We start from the raw sequence: 19,150 nt of genomic DNA on the forward strand, positions 1-19,150 counted from the left end.
TTCCTTCATTGACGTCTTGAAATTTTTGATACTCCGGCCGAAGGCGCTTCCAATTTCGGGCAGTTTTCCCGCGCCAAAAATAATCATAATGATGACCAGAATGATCATCAGTTCCGGAAACCCAATTCCCATCATGATTCGATTCCTCCCGTGGAGATTTAATGGTTCTGCACCGGCCACACCCTTCCCGAACCTGGGCGAGGGTTGAACCTGTTGAGTTAGCACAGTTTACATTGTTTTTACTGACACTGACAAGGACAAACCATGACCCCTGTAAGGAATTGTTCCGAAAGGCCCCCGGCAATTTTCCCCTGGATTCGTCTGAGTGTTTCCCAAGAAGAAAACAGCGGGATTTCCACCCGGTTTCCCGGCGGGGCCATTTTTTTGCCCCCCTGCACTCATAAAAAGTTGAAAGTTTGGATACAATTCAAGTAGAAAGCTAAGGTCACAACGACACATGAATCACGCATTGCCGCAGGACGCCCTGTTTCCATGAACTTTCAGGAAGAAGAATCTTTAAAGCAAATCATCCGGCAGAACCCCGGCGACCCGGACCCGCATTGCGACCTCGGTGATTATTACGTCGAACTCAGTCGGTACGAAGAAGCGGAGGCGCATTACAACCAGGCCCTCGGATACGATGCCGATTGCGCAGAAGCGTTGCTCGGTCTCGGCATCGTACGTCACCGACAGCAACGCTACCCGGACGCCGAGAAATATTACCGGGCCAGCCTGAAACTGGACACGGAAAATTCGCGCACGCTCAACAACCTGGGTAGCCTGTACCACGACCAGGAACGCTGGGAGGAAGCAGAACGCGAATATCTGAAAGCGCTGGAGATCGACCCGGACTACGCCCTGCCGCACAACAATCTCGGACTGCTGCATGCCCGCCGGCAGGATTTCGAGTCGGCTCGCACCGCTTTTGAAACCGCAATGCGGTTGGACCCGGAATACGACCAGGCCCATTACAATCTGGGCAACCTTTACTTTGATCACCAGCAATATGATTTGGCCGAAAAAGCTTATAAGGAATCCCTGCGTCTCAATCCGGATTCCGCGTTCACGCACCATGAGCTGGGCAACCTGTATCATCATCTCGGCCGGTTTGAAGAAGCGGAGCAGGAATTTCAGGAGTCTTTGTTTCTCGATCCCAAACTCGAAGCGGCCCATGTGAGCCTGGGCAACCTGTATGTCGACACCGATCGCTTGAACGATGCGGAAAGCGCCATCAACAAGGCGCTCGCCATTGATTCCAACTCCGTGGACGCCCGCCACAGTCTGGCACTCATTCATTTCCAGAGCGGTCTGTTTGAGCAGGCCGAGAAAGAGTGGCGCGCGTGCCTGCAACGGGAACCTGATAACGCTTCTTTTTACAATAATCTTGGAAACAGTCTTTCGTCAATGGAGCGGTACGAGGAGGCCATCGAAATCTACCGGAAGGCCTTTGCTCTGGAGCCGGACAATCCCCTTCCCCTGTTCAACCTGGGTTTGGTGTATGAAGATCTGGACCGCTTCCAGGAAGCGGAAGACCATTACCTGCATGCCTTGCGGTTGAACCCACAGCACCTCTCAGCCCTTGTCAACATCGCCAACCTGTACTCCAACCTGGGACGCAGTGAGGAGGCCATTCCTTATTTGAGGCAGGCGCTGGAACTGGACTCGAGACACGCCAAGGCCCATTTCGGGATGGCCTGTATTCTGGAAGACGAAGGAGATTTCCTGCAGGCGGAACAACATCTCCGCAACGTGCTGGACCAGGAACCGGACAACCAGTTCGCCTGGCGCAAGCTGGGGTCCGTTCATCTTGAATCTGGAAACCCGCAGGCGGCGCTGAGGGCATTTCTCAAGGCGTCCGAACTCGACCCGCACGAGCCGGTGCATTATTTTTATCTCGGTGTCACCCATCAGGACCTGGACGACCCGCGAAGCGCGGAGACGGCGTATCTCAAAGCCCTGCACCTGCAGCCGGACAACGCCTCGGTCTGCAACAACCTGGGCCTGCTTTATTCACAGGAAGAACGCTACGAAGAGGCGGAACGCCTGCTGCGCGAGGCTTTATTGCATGCGCCGGAGGACATCAACGCCCTGTACAACCTGGGGCTGGTGCTGGACCGCATTGGAAGGTTTGATGAGGCAGAGACCGTTTACCGGCGCGCGCTGGAGGTTTCCCCCGACGACGCGCAGATCTGGAACAATCTCGGTCTTGCCCGCTTCGCCCGCAACCGCCTGCAGGAGGCGGAAGAGGCATTGAAGGAGGCGGTGCAACGGGATCCCACCTATCCGCTCGCGCACTTCAACCTGGGACTGGTATACGAAGCGCGCATGAAAAACCAGGAAGCGGAAAATGAGTTTCAGGAAGCGACACGGCTCGATCCCACCCTGGCGGAGACACGCACCCTCGTACAACAGGCGCGCAAGCACCAGAAATCCGGCGGTTTCATCGAACGGCTGTTCCAGTTTCTGAAAAGATAAGGAAGAAAAAAGCGCTCCCTCACCCCACTCAATTGTTTCGCAGGGCGTCGATGGCTTTTTTGTAATCGGGTGCGTTGAAGATAGCGGAACCGGCGACGATCACATTCGCTCCCGCTTTTTTCACGATGTTCACGTTTTCCGGATTCACTCCCCCATCGACCTGGACATCGATGTCCGCATCCGACTGGTCCAGCGTGTTGCGGAGCAGCTGGATTTTTCCCAGCACCTGCTGGATGAATTTCTGCCCGCCGAATCCCGGATTCACCGACATCAATAGAACCATATCCACGTCCTCGATGATTTCATCGAGTGCGAACAGCGTTGTCGCAGGATTGAGAACCACCCCCGCCTTGATTCCGTGTTCCTTGATCGTTTGAACGGTGCGGTGGAGATGCGGGCACGCCTCCACGTGAACGGAGATGATATCCGCTCCGGCGGAAACGAAATCGGCAATGTACTTGTCCGCATTTTCGATCATAAGATGGCAGTCGAGCGGCAAATCTGTGACCTTGCGCAGGCATTCGACCACCGGGGGGCCGATGGTGATGTTCGGCACGAACGCGCCGTCCATGACATCGACATGAATCCAGTCCGCGCCCGCTTTCTCAACCGCTTTCACCTCTTCTCCGAGACGGCTGAAGTCGGCGGACAGAATGGAAGGTGCAATTTTCACCATAGTCACCTCAACCTATTCAATTCGTTCAACATACGTTATAGTGGAATGCCACGGCAGGCTGACCAGTAGGAATGACCGGGCGGGTTTGGGGGTCCCAAAACGGTTTTGAGCATAGCACAATGTGCATGGCCGGGCAATCGGCTTCCCCCGCCCCACGCCCTTTCCCGGGCGATCACGCTTAATTCAACCGATTTCGCGATGGCCCAGGCGGCTGACACGTAACCGGTGCAACTACCCAATTGCATGGCAGCGGAAACAACGGCATTTACCGAGCGCACGCGGCAGTTTTTTGCGAAGGAATACAACCTCCTCATCCTCGCGGCGGTCATCGGTGTGCTGGCGGGGGCGGCCTCCACACTGTTCCGCGGCATGATCGAACTTTTTGAACGCGTGTTTTCTTCTTCGGGCATTCTGAGCGGCGTGCCCGAGTCGGTGGTGCCGTGGCTCCTTCCGCTCATGCCCATGCTGGGGGGACTGATTATCGGTTGCGGCTGGAAGTGGTTGCCTAAAAGGATGGAGGAAAACGGCATCTATAAAGTGACCGAAGCGATGGCCCTCCGTGACGGCAAGGTGCCGGGAAGCACCATCGTCATGTGCGCCACCGCATCGTCGATCACGCTCGGCTCCGGCGGTTCGGCGGGACGCGTCGCGCCCACGGTTCAGATCTGCGCCGCCATCGGGTCTTTGGTTGGGCAACTGTTCCGGATGTCCACCAACCGCCTGCGCGTGTTCGTCGGTTGTGGCGCGGCGGCAGGCATCGCCGCCTCATTCAATGCGCCGCTCGCGGGCGTGATTTTCTCCATGGAAATCATCCTTGGTGAGTACGCCATCCAGTCTTTCAGCCCCATTGTCATCGCGGCCGTATTGGGAACGGTAACCGGCCGCGCGCTGCACGGCAACGAACTGACGTTTCTGACGCCGGTGCATGAGGTGGTGACGCCCTGGGAGATATTCTTTTATCTTATCCTCGGCGTACTGTGCGGACTGGCGGCGCAATTGTTCACCTGGACCTATTTCAAAATCCAGAAACGCTTTGAAGAAAAGAAAAACATCCCGGTCATCCTGAAACCCGCACTGGGCGGGTTGCTGGTCGGGCTTCTCGCCGTTGCCCTGCCACAGGTTAAAGGAAACGGATTCGACATCCTCGAGCAGGCGCTGAATGGAGAATTGATCTGGTACTTGACCTTTCTCCTCATTTTCGGCAAAACTCTGGCGACCGGGATCACTTTGGGTTCGGGAGGCATCGGCGGCATTTTTTCGCCCAGCCTGTTTGTTGGCGCCATGACGGGCGCCACGTTCGGCTTCGCGGTCCACGGCCTGCTTCCGGAATGGACCGCCACCAGCGAAACCTATGCCCTCGTCGGCATGGGGGCGACCGCGAGCGCCGTGGTCCAGGGACCTCTGACCGCCATCCTCATTCTGTTCGAGATGACCAACGACTACACCATCATACTGCCCAGCATGGTGTGTTGCATCGTCGCCGCCTACACGTCGCGCCGTTTTAACAAACATTCGCTGTACGTTCAGGCCCTGCTCAACAAAGGCGTGGATCTCAAGCAGGGTCGGCTGGTGTCGGTTCTCCGTGCCATCTATGTTCGTGATGTCATGAACAAGGAAGCGGTTATTTTTGATGAAAACACACCATTCAAGGAAATTGTCGATCGTGTGGCACAGGTGCGCGACCTGCATTACCCGGTGCTGAGTGCCGAAGGAAAACTGACCGGAATCCTCGCGTTCAGTGACATCCGCGAGGCCGTTCTCAATCCCGACGGCACGGTGAACAAAGACACGCTCACCGCAAAGGACCTCGCAACACCCAACCCGGTGACCCTGGTGCCGCACAATAATTTGAACGAAGCCCTGGAAAAGTTCACAGAACTCGACGTCGATCAGATTCCCGTTGTCGGCGTGAGCGATCCCAACCAGATTCTCGGCATGCTCGACCGTGTCGACGTGGAAGCGGTGTACAACCGTGAAAAATTAATTCAAAACATGGAAAACTGAAATGGTCATGATTCCTGCTCGCTTGTTCTTCATATGTATTTTGTTGTGCATCGCCTTGTCAGGCGCTGCCTGCTCGCAGTCCAGCACGGCCGAACCCGTGCGCCGCACCCAATTCATCATGGGCACCCTGGTGGAAATCACCGTCGTTAACGCCGACGAAAACGTGGTGCAGGCCGCGACCAGCCAGGCATTCGACGAAATGAGTCGCATCGAGAAGCTGATGAGCACCTATATCGCCGACTCGGAAATCTCGCGCATCAATGACGCGGCAGGAAAAGAGGCCGTTCCGGTATCCGAGGAGGTGCTGGAGATCATTCAGGCAGGCATCGCGTGGGGCGATAAAACCATGGGTACCTTCGACATCACCATCCACCCGCTGGTGGAGGCCTGGGATTTCGACGGCGGCGGCGAGACGGTGCCCTCACAAGCACAACTCAAAACCGCAACGCGCCTCGTCAACTTCCGCGACATACGCATCCAGGGAAACACGGTTCGGCTGGCGCGCGAAGGCATGGCGATCAACCTGGGCGGCATTGCCAAGGGGTATGCGGTGGACCGCGCCATAACGATTCTGAAAGGACTGGTGCCGAGCGGCATCATCAACGCCGGGGGCGACCTCTATGCCTTCGGCCAGCGCGAGCGCAATAAGCCGTGGGTGATCGGCCTTCAGCATCCCCGCAAACCGCAGGGCGTGCTGGCTTCGTTTGCGCTTGCTAACCAGGGAGTTGCAACCTCCGGCGATTACCAGCGCTATTTCATGAAAGGCGAGACCCGGTATCACCACATCCTCAATCCCGCAACGGGCCTGCCTGCGGAGGGACCCATCTCCGTTACGGTGATGGCCCCCACCGTGATGGACGCCGACGCCTTGTCCACGGCGGTGTTCATCATGGGAAAAGAGAAAGGGATTGAGTGGATCGAGTCGATGGACAACGCGGAAGTGATGGTGATCGATGAAACCGGAGCCGCGCACTTCAGCTCCGGTTTCAGCAAACTGCCGCAGTTCGCGATGAATGCGTTTTGATCACGTACTGCGGCTGGAGGTGAACCGTTTCAACAGCAAGGAATTGCTGACCACGGAAACGGAGCTGAACGACATCGCCGCCGCCGCGAACATCGGTTGCAGCAACACACCGTTGAAGGGATACAGCACCCCCGCCGCAATGGGAATCCCAAGCACGTTGTAGAAAAACGCCCAGAACAGGTTCTGCCGAATCTTGCTCATGGTCCGGCGGCTGAGCTCGATGGCGTCCACCACCGCGTTCAGGTCGTGCGTCATGAGCGTGATGTCGGCGGTCTCGATGGCAACGTCGGTGCCCGATCCCATGGCGATGCCTATGTTCGCCTGCGCGAGTGCGGGCGCGTCGTTGATGCCGTCACCCACCATCGCCACGAAGCGGCCTTCATCCTGGAGCCGCTTCACCTGCTGGGCCTTGTCGGCGGGCAATACCTCCGCCAGCACACGGTCGATACCGAGTTCCCCGCCCACTGCCTCGGCGGTCTTCTGGTTGTCGCCGGTGATCATCACGATCTCCAGCCCGCGCTGTTTCAAACTCTGGATGGCGGATTTCGATTCCGGCCGGACGCGGTCGGCGGCGGCAATGATCCCCACGATGCGGCCGTCGACCTGCACCAGCATGGCGGTCCTGCCTTCGCCGGCGAACGTCTCCGCTTTCTCGCGCACGGCCTCCACATCGAGTCCCGCATCCTGCATCATGCGCAGGTTGCCGAGGGCGACGTCGTGTCCGTCCACTTTGGCCTTCACACCGAATCCCGGCAGGGCCTCGAATCCTTCCGTCGACTTCAACGACACGTTTTTTTCTTTCGCGTGCTCGACGATGGCCACACCCAGTGGATGTTCGGACCCCTTCTCCAGGGACGCCGCGTACATCAACAGGGTGTCCTCGTTCAGGCCGGCGCCTTCCGCAACCCACACATCGCGCACCACCGGTTTGCCTTCGGTGAGCGTGCCGGTTTTATCGAACACGATGGTGTTGAGTTTCTGTGCCTGCTCCAGCGTCTCGCCGCCCTTTATGAGCACGCCCATCTCCGCGCCTTTCCCGGTGCCAACCATGATGGCCGTCGGCGTCGCCAGGCCCAACGCGCACGGGCAGGCGATGATCATGACCGAGATGAAAATCATCATGGCGAACAGTCCGGGTTCGGTGGGCAAAGCCGCCACCGACGGTCCCGCCAGCCACCAGAAGCCGAATGCCACCAGCGCGATGCCGATGACCACCGGCACGAAAACGCCCGCGACTTTGTCCACCAGCCTCTGCACCGGTGCCTTCGATCCCTGCGCTTCCTGCACCATGCGGATGATGTGGGCCAGAACCGAGTCCCTGCCCAGCCGCGTCGCTTTCATTTTGAAGTAGCCGGTCTTGTTGATGCTGGCGCCGATCACATCGTCGCCTTCCTTCTTTTCGACCGGAACGCTTTCTCCGGAGATCATCGACTCGTCGATCGCGGTCTGCCCTTCGGTGATGGTGCCGTCCACCGGCACCCGTTCGCCGGGGCGCACGGAGACAATGTCGCCCACCTCCACCTGGTCGATGGGGAGATCATGCTCTTCACCGTTGCGCTCGACTCGTGCCGTCCTGGCCTGCATGCCCATGAGCTTGCGGATGGCATCGGAAGTCCGTCCTTTCGCCCGCGCCTCCAGCATGCGGCCCATCAGCACGAGCGCGATGATCATCGCCGACGTATCGTAATACACCGCCAGTTCCGTGCCGAAAGATGCGGCGAGTTCAGGCAAAACGGTCACCGCGACGCTGTAGGCATAGGCCACCGTGGTGCCGACGGCGATCAGCGTGTTCATGTCGGCGTACCCGTGTTTGAGTCCGGCCCATGTGCCTTTGTAAAACTGCCAGCCTCCCCAGAACTGCACCGGCGTCGCCAGCACGAACAACAACCAGTGGAGAGTCGAGGTGTTTTCAACCCAACCGGTCATGCCCAGTGTCATGATGGCGACAGCCAATCCCAAGCTCGATGCAAACTTGAACTGCAACGCGCGGTACTCGCGCTGGTGCCTGGCCTCTTCCGCTTCCTGCGTTGCCGTCTCTGCTTCCGATTCCACATCGGGCACGGAGTAGCCGATGTCCGCCAGCGCCGTGCGGAAATCCGGCAGGCCCACTCTGGCTTCCATGTAATTCACCGTGGCGCGTTCGCTGGCGAGGTTGACGCTCACATCGACGACGCCGTCGAGTCCGCGCAGTTTCTTCTCCACGCGCCCGACGCACGAGGCGCAGGTCATGCCCTCGACGGGAAACGTTTTCTGCACCGACGGCACGTCGAACCCGATTTTCTGAATAGTGGAAATGATCGCGTCGGGCGTGGCGGTTTCCGGGTCGTAATCCACTGCCGCCCGTTCCGCCCCGAAATTGACGCTGACCTTGCTGACCCCCGGCACCTCGCCCACCTTTTTCTCAATGCGCGCGGCACAACTGGCGCAACTCATTCCCTGTATCGGTAACGAAAGGCTCTTGCTCTCTTGAGTTTTCGTATCTGGCATTTTGTCGTATCCTTTGAAAGGAAGTTGGTTCCTTTGAGATGTTGCCGCGTGTGGGTTGGATACGGTCCGTCCACAAATATTTTTTGGCCCCGGTCTGGGAGACCCCAAAATGCTTGATTTGAAACGCCGATGGTACGGAGTGCTCATTTTCATTGTACTATGGATCGCCGGGTGCGCGCAGGCGCCGTCTTCCCCGGTGTCCCCCTCCCGGCTGGCGGACCTGACCCACCCGTTCGACGAGACCACCATCTACTGGCCCACCAGCAAGCCGTTCGCCCTGTCCGAGGTGCACAAGGGACTGGTGGACGATCATTACTGGTACGAGGCCAACAATTTTGAAGCGGCGGAGCACGGCGGCACGCACATGGACGCCCCGGTGCATTTCGCAAAAGGACGCTGGACCGCCGACGCCATTCCCCTGGACCGGTTGATCGCCCCCGGTGTGATGGTGGACCTGAGTGCACAGGTCAACGGCAATGCGGATTACCTGATCTCCAGCGAAGACCTGCTACAGTGGGAGGCCCAACACGGGCGCATCGAGGCAGGATCGATCGTGCTCGTGCGGACTGGATGGGACACCCGCTGGCCGAACAAAAAACGGTACCTCGGAACCGACCAGCCGGGCGACACGGACAACCTGCATTTTCCCGGTTACAGCGAGGGTGCCGCCCGGTTTCTGACCAAAGAAAGAAACGTGGTGGCAGTGGGACTCGACACCGCGAGCCTCGATTTCGGCCAATCCAGGGAATTCAAGGCCCACCGTGTGTTCGGCGCGGCCAACGTGCCGGGATTTGAAAACCTGGCGCGGTTGGGCACCCTGCCCGCACGCGGTTTCCGCGTCATCGCGCTTCCGATGAAAATCGGCGGCGGCAGTGGCGCGCCACTCCGCATAGTGGCAGAAATTCCGTAAATGCTTTGTAATTTACTGTTTGTTGCGGAACAGGCCGCGCAGGGTGAAGACGCCGTACCCAAGAAGAAGCAGGGCGATGAGTCCGTTGGAAAAGGAATTTTCCGTGATGGAATGGGAGAAGAAGTAGACCCCGGTGAAGCTCAAAAAGATGCCCAGGCTGAAATAACCAAGCCCCTTGCCCCAGGTCATGCCCCGGTGACCTCGCTTCAGGTTTTCCCGTTTCTGGCGCAACTGGTAACGCCAGCGCAGAATGTAGTAACTCTGGCGAAGCCACGAGAAAAATCCGTTGTCCTCAACCAGGCTGGCGCTGCAATACATGCAAGCCGTGTCCGCCTGGCGATTGGGGAAGCCGCAATTGAGGCACAACCGGTAATCCTGGCGGTTATGCAGTGCAATGGGTTCTTTTTTGGGCTTGTCCACGCGGGTCCCGCAATCCGCCTGCGGCCCGAAAACCTGTCGGCACCGGAAGCATCTTTGTTTATAATGAGGTAAAGCGATTCTATACCCATTAAAATTACGTGTCAATCCTGATAGGCGGACTCCCCTCAGCCCCGGCGCGACACCCCGCAACCTTTACTGATTTGCCCGAACTTATGAAATTCAAAACAACCGCAGTATCCATAATATGCATTATCCTTATTTCAGTGATCGCCCTCCCGGTGGCCGCTGCTTTTGCTGAAACCAAAGCACCCCGGCCGCCAGAAGGCATGGTGCTCATTCCCGAGGGCGAATTCGTCATGGGGAGCATGCACTCGTTGAGGGAACTCGATCCTACCGGTATTTTTCAGAGTGACCGCCATATGCTGGGTCCGGAAGACCCGGCGCACGATGTCTATCTGAGCGCTTATTACATCGATATTCACGAAGTGACAAATGAAGAGTATTTTGAATTCATGAAAGCCAAAGAGCATGGGAAGCCCCCGCGCTACTGGAACGATCACGAATTCAATCAGCCCAAGCAACCGGTGGTGGGGATCACCTGGAAGGAGGCGCAAGCCTTTTGCCAATGGAAGGGCAAACGCCTGCCTACCGAAGCGGAATGGGAAAAGGCGGGAAAAGGAACCGCCACGATCAAATACCCGTGGGGAGACTCGGCACCGACTCCCGACAAACTGAACTTCAACAACACCGTTGGCAAAACCGCCTCCGTCGGTTCGTATGAAGCCGGCAAGTCCGTTTACGGGGTGTACGATCTTTCCGGCAATGTTGCCGAATGGGTAAAGGACTGGCACTTTGCGGAATACTATCTGTTCTCACCGAAGAAAGATCCACAAGGGCCGGATCGGGGAATGTATAAAGTCATTCGTGGCGGACATTGGCACAACAATGCGGAGGACGTGCGCCTGAGTTACAGAAACGCGACCGTGCCCACGCTCAGGCAGGACTCCGTAGGCTTCCGGTGCGCGAAAAGCGTGACGCAGAAAGAATCCCCGCAGACGACGGAAGACAATTCCGGAAAATGAAGAAAACGGTGAACAACGGCTAAGCGCCGGGCTATTTGGAAAGGTCGCGAATGCGGTCGAGCAGGATGCCCGCTATTTCCCGTTTCGGCAGGCGCGGCAGGGTTTCGATGTTGTCCGACCCACGGATCAATTGCACCTGGTTGAAGTCGGATTGAAACCCGATTCCCGGTGCGCTGATGTCATTGGCCACGATAAGGTCGAGTTGCTTGCGCTGGAGTTTGTCGAGCGCGCTCTGCACCACGTTTTCACTTTCTGCGGCGAACCCCACCACCGTCTGATGCGTTTTCTTCGCGGCCACTTCCTTTAAAATATCCGGAGTCGGTTGCAGATTGAGCAACAGAGGCTGGTCGCCGGATTTTTTGATCTTTTCCTTTTGAATGTCGGCGGGAGCGAAGTCCCCCACCGCCGCCGTCATCACCAGCACATCACAACTTTCCAAATGTTCCATTACCAGGTCGCGCATCTCCGAGGCACGCTGGCAGGAGACCACCTCCACCCCGGCGGGGGTGCCAAGCGACGTCGGGCCGCTGATGAGCGTCACCACCGCGCCCCGCTTTTGTGCTTCCTCCGCGATGGCATACCCCATCTTGCCCGAAGAATGGTTGGTGATGAAGCGTACCGGGTCGATGGGCTCGCGCGTGGGCCCGGCGGTGACCAGCACGCGGCGTCCCGCCCAGTCCTGTTTCTGCTCCAACCGTTTCCACACCGCATCGAAAATGACCTGCGGTTCGGCCAGACGGCCCAGCCCGATGACCCCGCAGGCCAGCTCGCCCGAGTCCGGTTCCACCACGTCGACGCCCCGCACTTTTAATTTGAGCAGGTTGTCCTGCACCGCTTGATTCGCCCACATTTGATCGTTCATGGCAGGTGCGACGATCACCGTGCCCGGGAACGCCGCGTATAAAGTAGAAAGCGGATCGTCGGCCAGGCCGTTGGCCATTTTGCCGATCGTGTTGGCGGTGGCGGGGGCGACGACCATCAAATCCGCATTTTCCGCTGAACGGATGTGCTCCATCGACGCCGACCGTTCCGAATCGAAAATCTTGTGGTACACCGGGCGGCCCGAAAGCGCCTCGAAGGTGAGCGGCGTGATGAACTGCTTGGCGTTTTCGGTCATCACCACGTACACCTCCGCTCCTGCCTTGGTCAGAAGGCGCAACAGTTCCACCGCCTTGTAGGCGGCGATGCCGCCGGAGACGCCCAGCACGATTTTTTTGCCTGCCATGGGAGAACTCATGTCCGCATTCCGCCCTTAAGCTATGATGATCGGTTGTGCCTCGATTATAGTTTGCAAGCCTTTGTCATTCAATTGTTTTCGGAAATCTCACCAGCGACGAAAAACCGGCGGCTAAAATTGACTTTTGAAGGGCCATTGCTTAGTATTCAGACCATTATCATGGCTGGTGAAAAAAGAAAGAACGAAACCGGATATGCCTGAATTGAGGAAGGACCCCATCGTCGACCGGTGGGTCATCATCGCCCAGGAGCGCGGCAAGCGTCCTGCGGATTTTGCCAGCCCGACGGTCAACTCCCAGGCCGGATTCTGTCCCTTTTGTCTTGGCAACGAAGGCAAGACCCCGCAGGAGATCCTGGCCCTTCGGCCGAATGGATCGGGGCCGAACGAATCCGGCTGGTCGCTCCGCGTGGTTCCCAACAAGTACCCCGCCCTCACCATCGAGGGCGGCATCGACCGCGTTGGTGAAGGGATGTACGACAAGATGAACGGCATCGGCGCCCATGAAGTGATCATCGAGGGTCCCTGCCATGAAGTGGCGCTCGAAGAACTGCCGGAACGCGCCGTGCAGGAAACGTTGTGGGCGTTCCAGCAACGCATCGTCGACCTGAAACGCGACCCGCGGTTCCGCTATATCCTGGTGTTCAAAAACCACGGCGAGGCGGCGGGAGCGACGCTCGAGCACACGCACAGCCAGCTGGTGGCGCTCCCCATCGTGCCGGAGCTGGTGCTGGAAGAACTGGACGGGGCAAGGCGGCATTATGAATACAAGGAACGCTGCATTTACTGCGACATCATCGCGCAGGAACGGGGCGACGGCCGCCGGGTAGTTATGGAGAACCATGACTTCATCGCCGTCTGTCCTTATGCCCCGCGGTTTCCTTTTGAAACCTGGATTCTGCCGAAATACCATTCCGCCCATTTTGAGCACGATTCAACGGAAGCGCTGGCAGGGGCGGCAAACATTTTAAAGGACGTGCTTTTGAAATTGCGCATGGTCTGCAATCAGCCGCCGTACAACTTCGTCCTGCACAATTCGACCGTCCAGAGTAAACACAGCACGTACTTCCACTGGCACATCGAGATCATGCCGAAGCTCACCAAGCTGGCGGGATTCGAGGCCGGAACCGGGTTTCACATCAACCCCGTGAGCCCCGAGGAGGCCGCCGATATTCTGAGGTCGTGCACCGTGCACCCGTGACATGGCGCGCCCACTGAAGATCCTGTCCGTCGCCGCCGAGGCGCATCCCTTCGCCAAGACCGGAGGATTGGGGGACGTCTGCGGCGCCCTGCCCCTGGCACACCACCGGCTGGGGCATGACGTGCGCTGCGTGCTTCCCCACTATTCCTCGATCACACCGGCACTTCACCGGAATGGGATCGAGAACACGGGACGCACCCTCTCCATACCGGTGGGCATCGCCAATCCCCAGGCCACCCTTCATTTGGCGCACCTGCAAAACAGGGTCCCGCTTTACCTTATCGGAAACGACTTTTATTTCGGGCGCAAGGGATTGTACGGTGAAGGGGGAGCCGATTACCCGGACAACGCGTCGCGCTTCTCCTTTTTTTGCCGGGCGGCACTCGAGTGGTGCAAGGCCACGCGGTTTCAGCCGGATATCATCCACTGTCACGACTGGCAGGCAGGGCTGGTGCCTGCCTATTTGAAACTCGTTTACCAGCACGATCCTTTCTTCAAAAACACGCGCACGCTGTTCACCATCCACAACCTCGGTTACCAGGGAAACTTTGATGCTTCCGCCCTGTCCACGGTTCACCTGCCTGCCGACGCGTTTCACTCGCAGGGTCTGGAGTTCCACGGCCACTTCAGTTTTCTAAAAGCGGGGCTGGTTTATTCCAACCTGTTGACCACGGTGAGCAAACGTTACCGGCAGGAGATCCTGCTGGCCGAAAACGGGTTTCAGATGGACGGAATCCTTCGGGACCGCAAGGAAGACCTTTACGGTGTTTTGAACGGCGTGGATTACGAAGAATGGAACCCGGAAAACGATCCATGGATCCCCGCGCCGTTCGATTCGGGAAACCTTAAAGGCAAAGCTCTGTGCCGGGAGGCCTTGCTTAAAGAACTGGCGTTGAAGGTTCCCGCCCGGCAACCGCTTGTGGCGATGGTGACCCGCCTGTCCTGGCAGAAAGGAATTGACCTCGTCCAGGAGGGGTTCGACCAGATCATGAAAGAAGGCGTCGGCCTCGTGCTGCTCGGCGTCGGCGATCCGCCGTTTGAGGCATTCTTCACCGCACAGGCCAAACGTCATGCCGGACGGTTCGCCTGCAGGCTGGCTTTTGACGAGGGACTGGCCCACCGCATCATTGCCGGAAGCGACCTGCTTCTCATGCCGTCGGTGTACGAGCCCTGCGGCTTGACCCAGATGTACGCGCTCCGTTACGGCACCGTGCCCGTGGCCCGCTCGGTGGGAGGACTGGCGGACACGGTGAAGAATTTCAATCCCGAATCCGGCCGCGGTACCGGTTTCAATTTTCGCCGCTTTGAATTAAAATACCTCCTGCAATCCCTCCGCAAAGCGACCGGACTGTTTGCCGACCGGACGCAATGGCGCCGCCTGATGCAGAATGGCATGTCGCAGAACCTGAGCTGGAAACGCGCCGCCACGGAATACATCCGACTTTACCGGAAAACACTCCGAGAAACCTGACCACGCCGGTCCTGGGGACATGCATATGGTGGATGACAGCATCGTAGGACTGGAAGTTCTCCGCGAGATCGCCCGCATTTCCACTTCCCCCCTCAATCTGGACGAAATCCTCGGGCAGACCATCGAAATCATCAAGAATAAAATGCGCATCGACGCCTGTTCCATTTACCTCATGGAGCAATCGTATTCCGGTGAGGTGCGGTTGAAACTGAAAGCCACCAGCGGCCTGCCCCCCTCCGCCGCCACGCGCATCTACCTGGAACCCGGCCGCGGCGTGACCGGATGGGTGGCGCAGAACAAGACGGCGCTGGCTTTGAGCGAAGCCATGCAGGACCCGCGTTTCGTTTACTTTCCCGAGATCGAGGAAGAAAAATTTCCGTCCATGCTGTCAGTGCCGCTCGTCGATCACGACCAGTGCATCGGCGTCATCAACGTGCACACCCTTGACCGTCGCCAGTTCACATTAACCGAAGTGTCCATTCTGGAAACCCTCTCCGCACAGATCACCGGGTGCATCCGCAACGCCCTCGAATACCAGAAGAGCCAGGCCCTTCTTGGCGAACAGACCCTCCTCTACACCATCAACACCGCAGTCCAGGAAACCCCCAAGCTCGACCACCGCATCTGGATTCTCATGACCGGCATCACGTTTGGCGGGGCCGGGGGATTCAACCGCGCCATCCTGTTTTTACTGGATGATAAAACGGGCCACCTTGTCGGGTACATGGGACTGGGGCCCGACTCCGCGGAAGAAGCCGGGCGCATCTGGCGCGAGCTCTCGGAGGACGGGGAGTTCACCCTCACCCGCCTGCTGGAAAATCCCCACTGGGAAAGATTTCGTGACACCCGACTCAACCATTACGCGCGATCGCTCAAGTTTCCGCTGTCTTCGGGTAATGTGCTGTCGGAAACCGCTCTCAATAAAAGGCCCTACATTGTCAACGACACGTCGAACGACGAGCTGGTGCCGGGAGACCTGGCCGAGGCCCTCGGATCGCCGAGTTTCGCAACGGTGCCGCTGATGCCCCACCGGGAAGTTCTGGGGGTGCTGCTCGTTGACAATCTGTACAACCACGCACCCATCACCGATTCCAATTTGCAACTGGTCGGCCGGCTGGCCACGCACCTGGGATGGGTCATCGAAAACTCGCGGCTGGTCAACAAGCTTCTGGAATCCAACCGCGAACTGTTGAGCACCAAGGAACAGCTGATCCAGTCCGAAAAACTGGCGGCGCTGGGAGAGTTGTCGGCGGAGGTCGCGCACGAGATCAAAAATCCACTCGTCTCCGTTGGCGGATTTGCACGCAGGCTGCGGGACCGCATCGGAGACCTGAAGGACCAGGAAAACGGTACGATGCCCCCCCTTTCCGACCTGAGAGGGTTGTACCGGTATGCAAGCATCATCGTCAATGAAACCGAACGTCTGGAGCGGTTGCTGCAGGATATTCTGCTGTACTCGAAAGCCGAAGAACTCGAAGTCGAGCCGTGCCGGTTCAACGAACTGGTGTGCGAGGTGATCGACTTTTTCGAAGTCGGGATTGAGGAAAGAAGCATCGACTTTAAAAAGAACCTCATGGACCCGGACGTGGAGCTTTACATCGACAAAAAGAAGATCAAGCAGGTCATCATGAACCTGCTGTTCAACGCCATCGAGTCGATGCCGCACGACGGCCACCTGACTGTGTCCACCTACCGGGGTCTCCGGGCCGGGCAAACAGAAGGAGACAAGGATTCGTTGACCCTGTGCATCGAGGACACCGGCGGAGGCATTCCACCGGAATTGTTCGAAAACATCTTCAATCCCTTTTTCACCACGAAGGAAACCGGCACCGGGCTGGGGTTGTCCATTTCCCGGCGCATCATTGAGGAGCATGGCGGTACCCTGCATGTCAATAACAACATCAACAAGGGTGTCACCGTTTACGTTTATTTACCGTTGCAAAAAATCAGCAATTATAATAAAACCTGATTGATCCAAAACCCGGAAAGCGGCCCGCACCGGGCTCCCTGCATTCCATAACCGTCGCAATTCATGTCCAAAAAGAAAATTCTCGTCGTCGACGACGAAGACAACATCCGCCTCCTCTACAAGGAAGAGTTGCAGGATGAAGGCTATGAAGTGGCCTGTGCCCGGAGTGCCGAAGAGGCATTGAAGATGATCGAGGGCCAGGAACCCGATCTCATCACGCTGGATATCAAGATGCCCGGGATGAACGGTATCGATTTCCTTCGCCTCCTTAAAGAGCAGAAAAAAAACATCCCCATTATCCTCTGCTCGGCGTACGGAACGTACAAACAGGATTTCCAGGTGTGGGCATCGGAAGCGTACGTGGTGAAATCGGCCGATTTACGGGAACTCAAGTTGACCATCAAGGAAGTGCTCAGTTTCGGTTCCTAGGGCAGGCGGCGTCCACCCGCGGCGCCTTTCGGGAACCCACTCTCGAACCCCAATCTCATGAACGAACCCAGGTTCATCGCAATTGAAGGCGGCATCGGCGCGGGGAAAACCACGCTCGCCAGAAGGCTGGCCCAGGAATTCGACGCCAAACTGGTGCTCGAGGTGGACGAGGACAATCCCTTCATCGACAAGTTCTACCAGGACCGCGAAGCCAACGCCTTCCAGACCCAGGTTTTTTTTTTACTGAGCCGCTTCAACCAGTACCGGGAACTCGCCCAGCGCGACCTGTTCAGCAGCGTCGTCGTCACCGACTACCTGTTCCAGCGCGACCACATCTTCGCCCAGTTGAACCTCAAGGACCACGAATACACGCTGTACCAGCAGATCTACAACCTGGTGCGTATCAAGATCCCGAAGCCGGACCTGGTGATTTTCCTGCAGGCGGACACCGACATCCTCTTCACCCGTGTGGAGAAACGCGGCCGCGACTACGAGCAGTTGATCGACTACGAGTACCTCGATTCAGTCAATCGGGCATTCAATAACTTCTTCTTTTATTACACGGAAACGCCCCTTCTCGTGGTGAACACCAATAAAATCGATATCGTTGACAAAAAAATCGATCTCAAGGAGTTGATTCAAAAGATCAATAATCATAGAATAGGTCGAGAATATTACAATCCGCTTGGATCCTGACAAGACCGGGACGGAGCGACACCGAGTAGCAAAAGGCCATACGCGGTCGGAGACCCCCTGAGAGAGGGGGCTTCAAACCAAAAAGCGTTGCAACCTTTCGACACCCGAACGCCCTCATCGTCCCCATGGTCACCACAAGACCTGGGGCGTTTCAATTTGGAGCGGTGTACCGGGTGCGCCCCCTCCCTGTCTCTGGGACCTGTCCGGTCCCCGGAATCCCGGCTTTTTTGAAGTGGGTTCCCATGAACACCGAACGCATGACCCTGCCGGCCTTGGTCGAACGCAAAAAGACCGGACGCAAAATCACCGCCGTCACCGCCTACGATTACTCCATGGCGCGCCTGCTGGATGACGTTGACATCGATCTCGTACTGGTGGGTGACTCCGTCGGCATGGTGTCACTGGGATACGACACCACGCTTCCGGTAACGATGGACGAAATGATCCACCACACCCGTGCCGTGCGCCGGGGCACCGGCCGCGCGCTGGTGGTCGGGGACATGCCGTTCATGTCGTACCACGTCTCCGACGGGGAAACCATCCGCAACGCGGGCCGCTTCATCCAGGAAGGCGGCGCCGAAGCGGTGAAACTGGAAGGCGGCCAGAAGTTCGCCGACCGCATCCGTGCCGTGGTCGATGCGGGTATCTCGGTGATGGGCCACATCGGCCTCATGCCGCAGTCGATCCACCAGTTCGGCGGCTACCGCGTGCAGGGCAAGAATTACTACGACTCGCGCCAGATCAAAAAGGACGCGCTGGCCTTGCAGAAGGCCGGGGTGTTCGCCATCGTGCTGGAAGCCATTCCGGCGGAACTGGCTGCCGAAATCACCAGTGAAGTCGACATTCCCACCATCGGGATCGGAGCGGGCAAGGATTGCGACGGACAGATCCTGGTGCTCAACGACCTCCTGGGCCTCAACCAGGAGTTCACCCCCAAATTCGTCAAGCGCTACGCCGAACTGGGGGAGGCGGTACAGGGCGCGCTCCGCGATTATGTGGACGAGGTGCAGACCGGCGCCTTCCCCACCGCCGAACACACCTACAACCTGAAACGCAAACCTCTCAGGGAGGCGGGCAACCAGGGTTCCTCCTGAATCCCCGGATGACGACA

The 19,150-nt window shown here is 57.9% G+C and carries 16 protein-coding genes; 11 read left to right on the plus strand and 5 right to left on the minus strand.

Features of this window, described 5'->3' with window-relative positions; translation table 11 throughout:
* Positions 1–135, minus strand: a 135-nt coding sequence (gene tatA, locus ACTRXA_RS13525; RefSeq protein WP_442427768.1) for a twin-arginine translocase TatA/TatE family subunit, incomplete at its 3' end; no start/stop codon positions are given.
* A 357-nt stretch (positions 136–492) separates the two neighbouring features.
* On the opposite strand from tatA, the gene ACTRXA_RS13530 reads away from it, so the two are divergent.
* Complete coding sequence (locus tag ACTRXA_RS13530) at positions 493–2,475, plus strand: tetratricopeptide repeat protein (protein WP_442427699.1); 1,983 nt, start codon at positions 493–495, stop codon at positions 2,473–2,475.
* 28 nt (positions 2,476–2,503) lie between these two features.
* On the opposite strand, the gene rpe is transcribed toward ACTRXA_RS13530, so the two are convergent.
* The gene (gene rpe, locus ACTRXA_RS13535; protein ID WP_442427700.1) at positions 2,504–3,151 is read right to left on the minus strand and encodes a ribulose-phosphate 3-epimerase; all 648 of its coding nucleotides are present in this window, start codon (positions 3,149–3,151) and stop codon (positions 2,504–2,506) included.
* A 243-nt stretch (positions 3,152–3,394) separates the two neighbouring features.
* On the opposite strand from rpe, the gene ACTRXA_RS13540 reads away from it, so the two are divergent.
* Positions 3,395–5,155, plus strand: a complete 1,761-nt coding sequence (locus tag ACTRXA_RS13540; protein WP_442427701.1) for a chloride channel protein — start codon at positions 3,395–3,397, stop codon at positions 5,153–5,155.
* A gap of 7 nt (positions 5,156–5,162) precedes the next feature.
* Positions 5,163–6,179 carry an FAD:protein FMN transferase gene (locus ACTRXA_RS13545; protein ID WP_442427702.1) on the plus strand — a complete coding sequence of 339 codons (1,017 nt, stop codon included), beginning with the start codon at positions 5,163–5,165 and terminating at the stop codon, positions 6,177–6,179.
* Here ACTRXA_RS13545 and ACTRXA_RS13550 read toward each other — a convergent pair whose 3' ends face one another.
* Entirely contained in the window at positions 6,180–8,666 is a 2,487-nt protein-coding gene (locus ACTRXA_RS13550) for a heavy metal translocating P-type ATPase (protein WP_442427703.1), read from the minus strand.
* Between the two features lie 109 nt (positions 8,667–8,775).
* On the opposite strand from ACTRXA_RS13550, the gene ACTRXA_RS13555 reads away from it, so the two are divergent.
* Complete coding sequence (locus ACTRXA_RS13555) at positions 8,776–9,576, plus strand: cyclase family protein (RefSeq protein WP_442427704.1); 801 nt, start codon at positions 8,776–8,778, stop codon at positions 9,574–9,576.
* Between the two features lie 12 nt (positions 9,577–9,588).
* Here the strand turns inward: ACTRXA_RS13555 and ACTRXA_RS13560 are convergent, their stop codons facing one another.
* Complete coding sequence (locus ACTRXA_RS13560) at positions 9,589–9,996, minus strand: hypothetical protein (protein WP_442427705.1); 408 nt, start codon at positions 9,994–9,996, stop codon at positions 9,589–9,591.
* Between the two features lie 287 nt (positions 9,997–10,283).
* Here ACTRXA_RS13560 and ACTRXA_RS13565 point away from each other — a divergent pair, with 287 nt between their 5' ends.
* Positions 10,284–11,039: a formylglycine-generating enzyme family protein gene (locus ACTRXA_RS13565; RefSeq protein WP_442427706.1), complete on the plus strand. Its 756-nt coding sequence runs from the start codon at positions 10,284–10,286 to the stop codon at positions 11,037–11,039.
* A 31-nt stretch (positions 11,040–11,070) separates the two neighbouring features.
* Here ACTRXA_RS13565 and coaBC read toward each other — a convergent pair whose 3' ends face one another.
* The gene (gene coaBC, locus ACTRXA_RS13570) at positions 11,071–12,276 is read right to left on the minus strand and encodes a bifunctional phosphopantothenoylcysteine decarboxylase/phosphopantothenate--cysteine ligase CoaBC (protein WP_442427707.1); all 1,206 of its coding nucleotides are present in this window, start codon (positions 12,274–12,276) and stop codon (positions 11,071–11,073) included.
* 193 nt (positions 12,277–12,469) lie between these two features.
* On the opposite strand from coaBC, the gene ACTRXA_RS13575 reads away from it, so the two are divergent.
* The 6 genes from ACTRXA_RS13575 to panB all read left to right on the plus strand — a co-directional run bounded on the left by ACTRXA_RS13575 (position 12,470) and on the right by panB (position 19,133).
* Positions 12,470–13,474: a galactose-1-phosphate uridylyltransferase gene (locus ACTRXA_RS13575; protein WP_442427708.1), complete on the plus strand. Its 1,005-nt coding sequence runs from the start codon at positions 12,470–12,472 to the stop codon at positions 13,472–13,474.
* Position 13,475: 1 nt separating this feature from the next.
* The gene (glgA, locus tag ACTRXA_RS13580; RefSeq protein ID WP_442427709.1) at positions 13,476–14,945 is read left to right on the plus strand and encodes a glycogen synthase GlgA; all 1,470 of its coding nucleotides are present in this window, start codon (positions 13,476–13,478) and stop codon (positions 14,943–14,945) included.
* Between the two features lie 25 nt (positions 14,946–14,970).
* Entirely contained in the window at positions 14,971–16,914 is a 1,944-nt protein-coding gene (locus tag ACTRXA_RS13585; RefSeq protein ID WP_442427710.1) for a GAF domain-containing protein, read from the plus strand.
* A gap of 63 nt (positions 16,915–16,977) precedes the next feature.
* On the plus strand, positions 16,978–17,343 hold the full coding sequence (locus ACTRXA_RS13590; protein WP_442427711.1) for a response regulator: 366 nt from the start codon (positions 16,978–16,980) through the stop codon (positions 17,341–17,343).
* Between the two features lie 57 nt (positions 17,344–17,400).
* A complete protein-coding gene (locus ACTRXA_RS13595) occupies positions 17,401–18,039 on the plus strand; it encodes a deoxynucleoside kinase (protein WP_442427712.1) in 639 nt (212 codons plus the stop codon).
* A gap of 242 nt (positions 18,040–18,281) precedes the next feature.
* The gene (panB, locus tag ACTRXA_RS13600) at positions 18,282–19,133 is read left to right on the plus strand and encodes a 3-methyl-2-oxobutanoate hydroxymethyltransferase (protein ID WP_442427713.1); all 852 of its coding nucleotides are present in this window, start codon (positions 18,282–18,284) and stop codon (positions 19,131–19,133) included.
* The last annotated feature ends 17 nt before the right edge of the window (positions 19,134–19,150 follow it).

The sequence above is a fragment of the Nitrospina sp. P1_D6 genome, assembly GCF_052156615.1.
Taxonomy (GTDB): Bacteria; Nitrospinota; Nitrospinia; order Nitrospinales; family Nitrospinaceae; genus Nitrospina.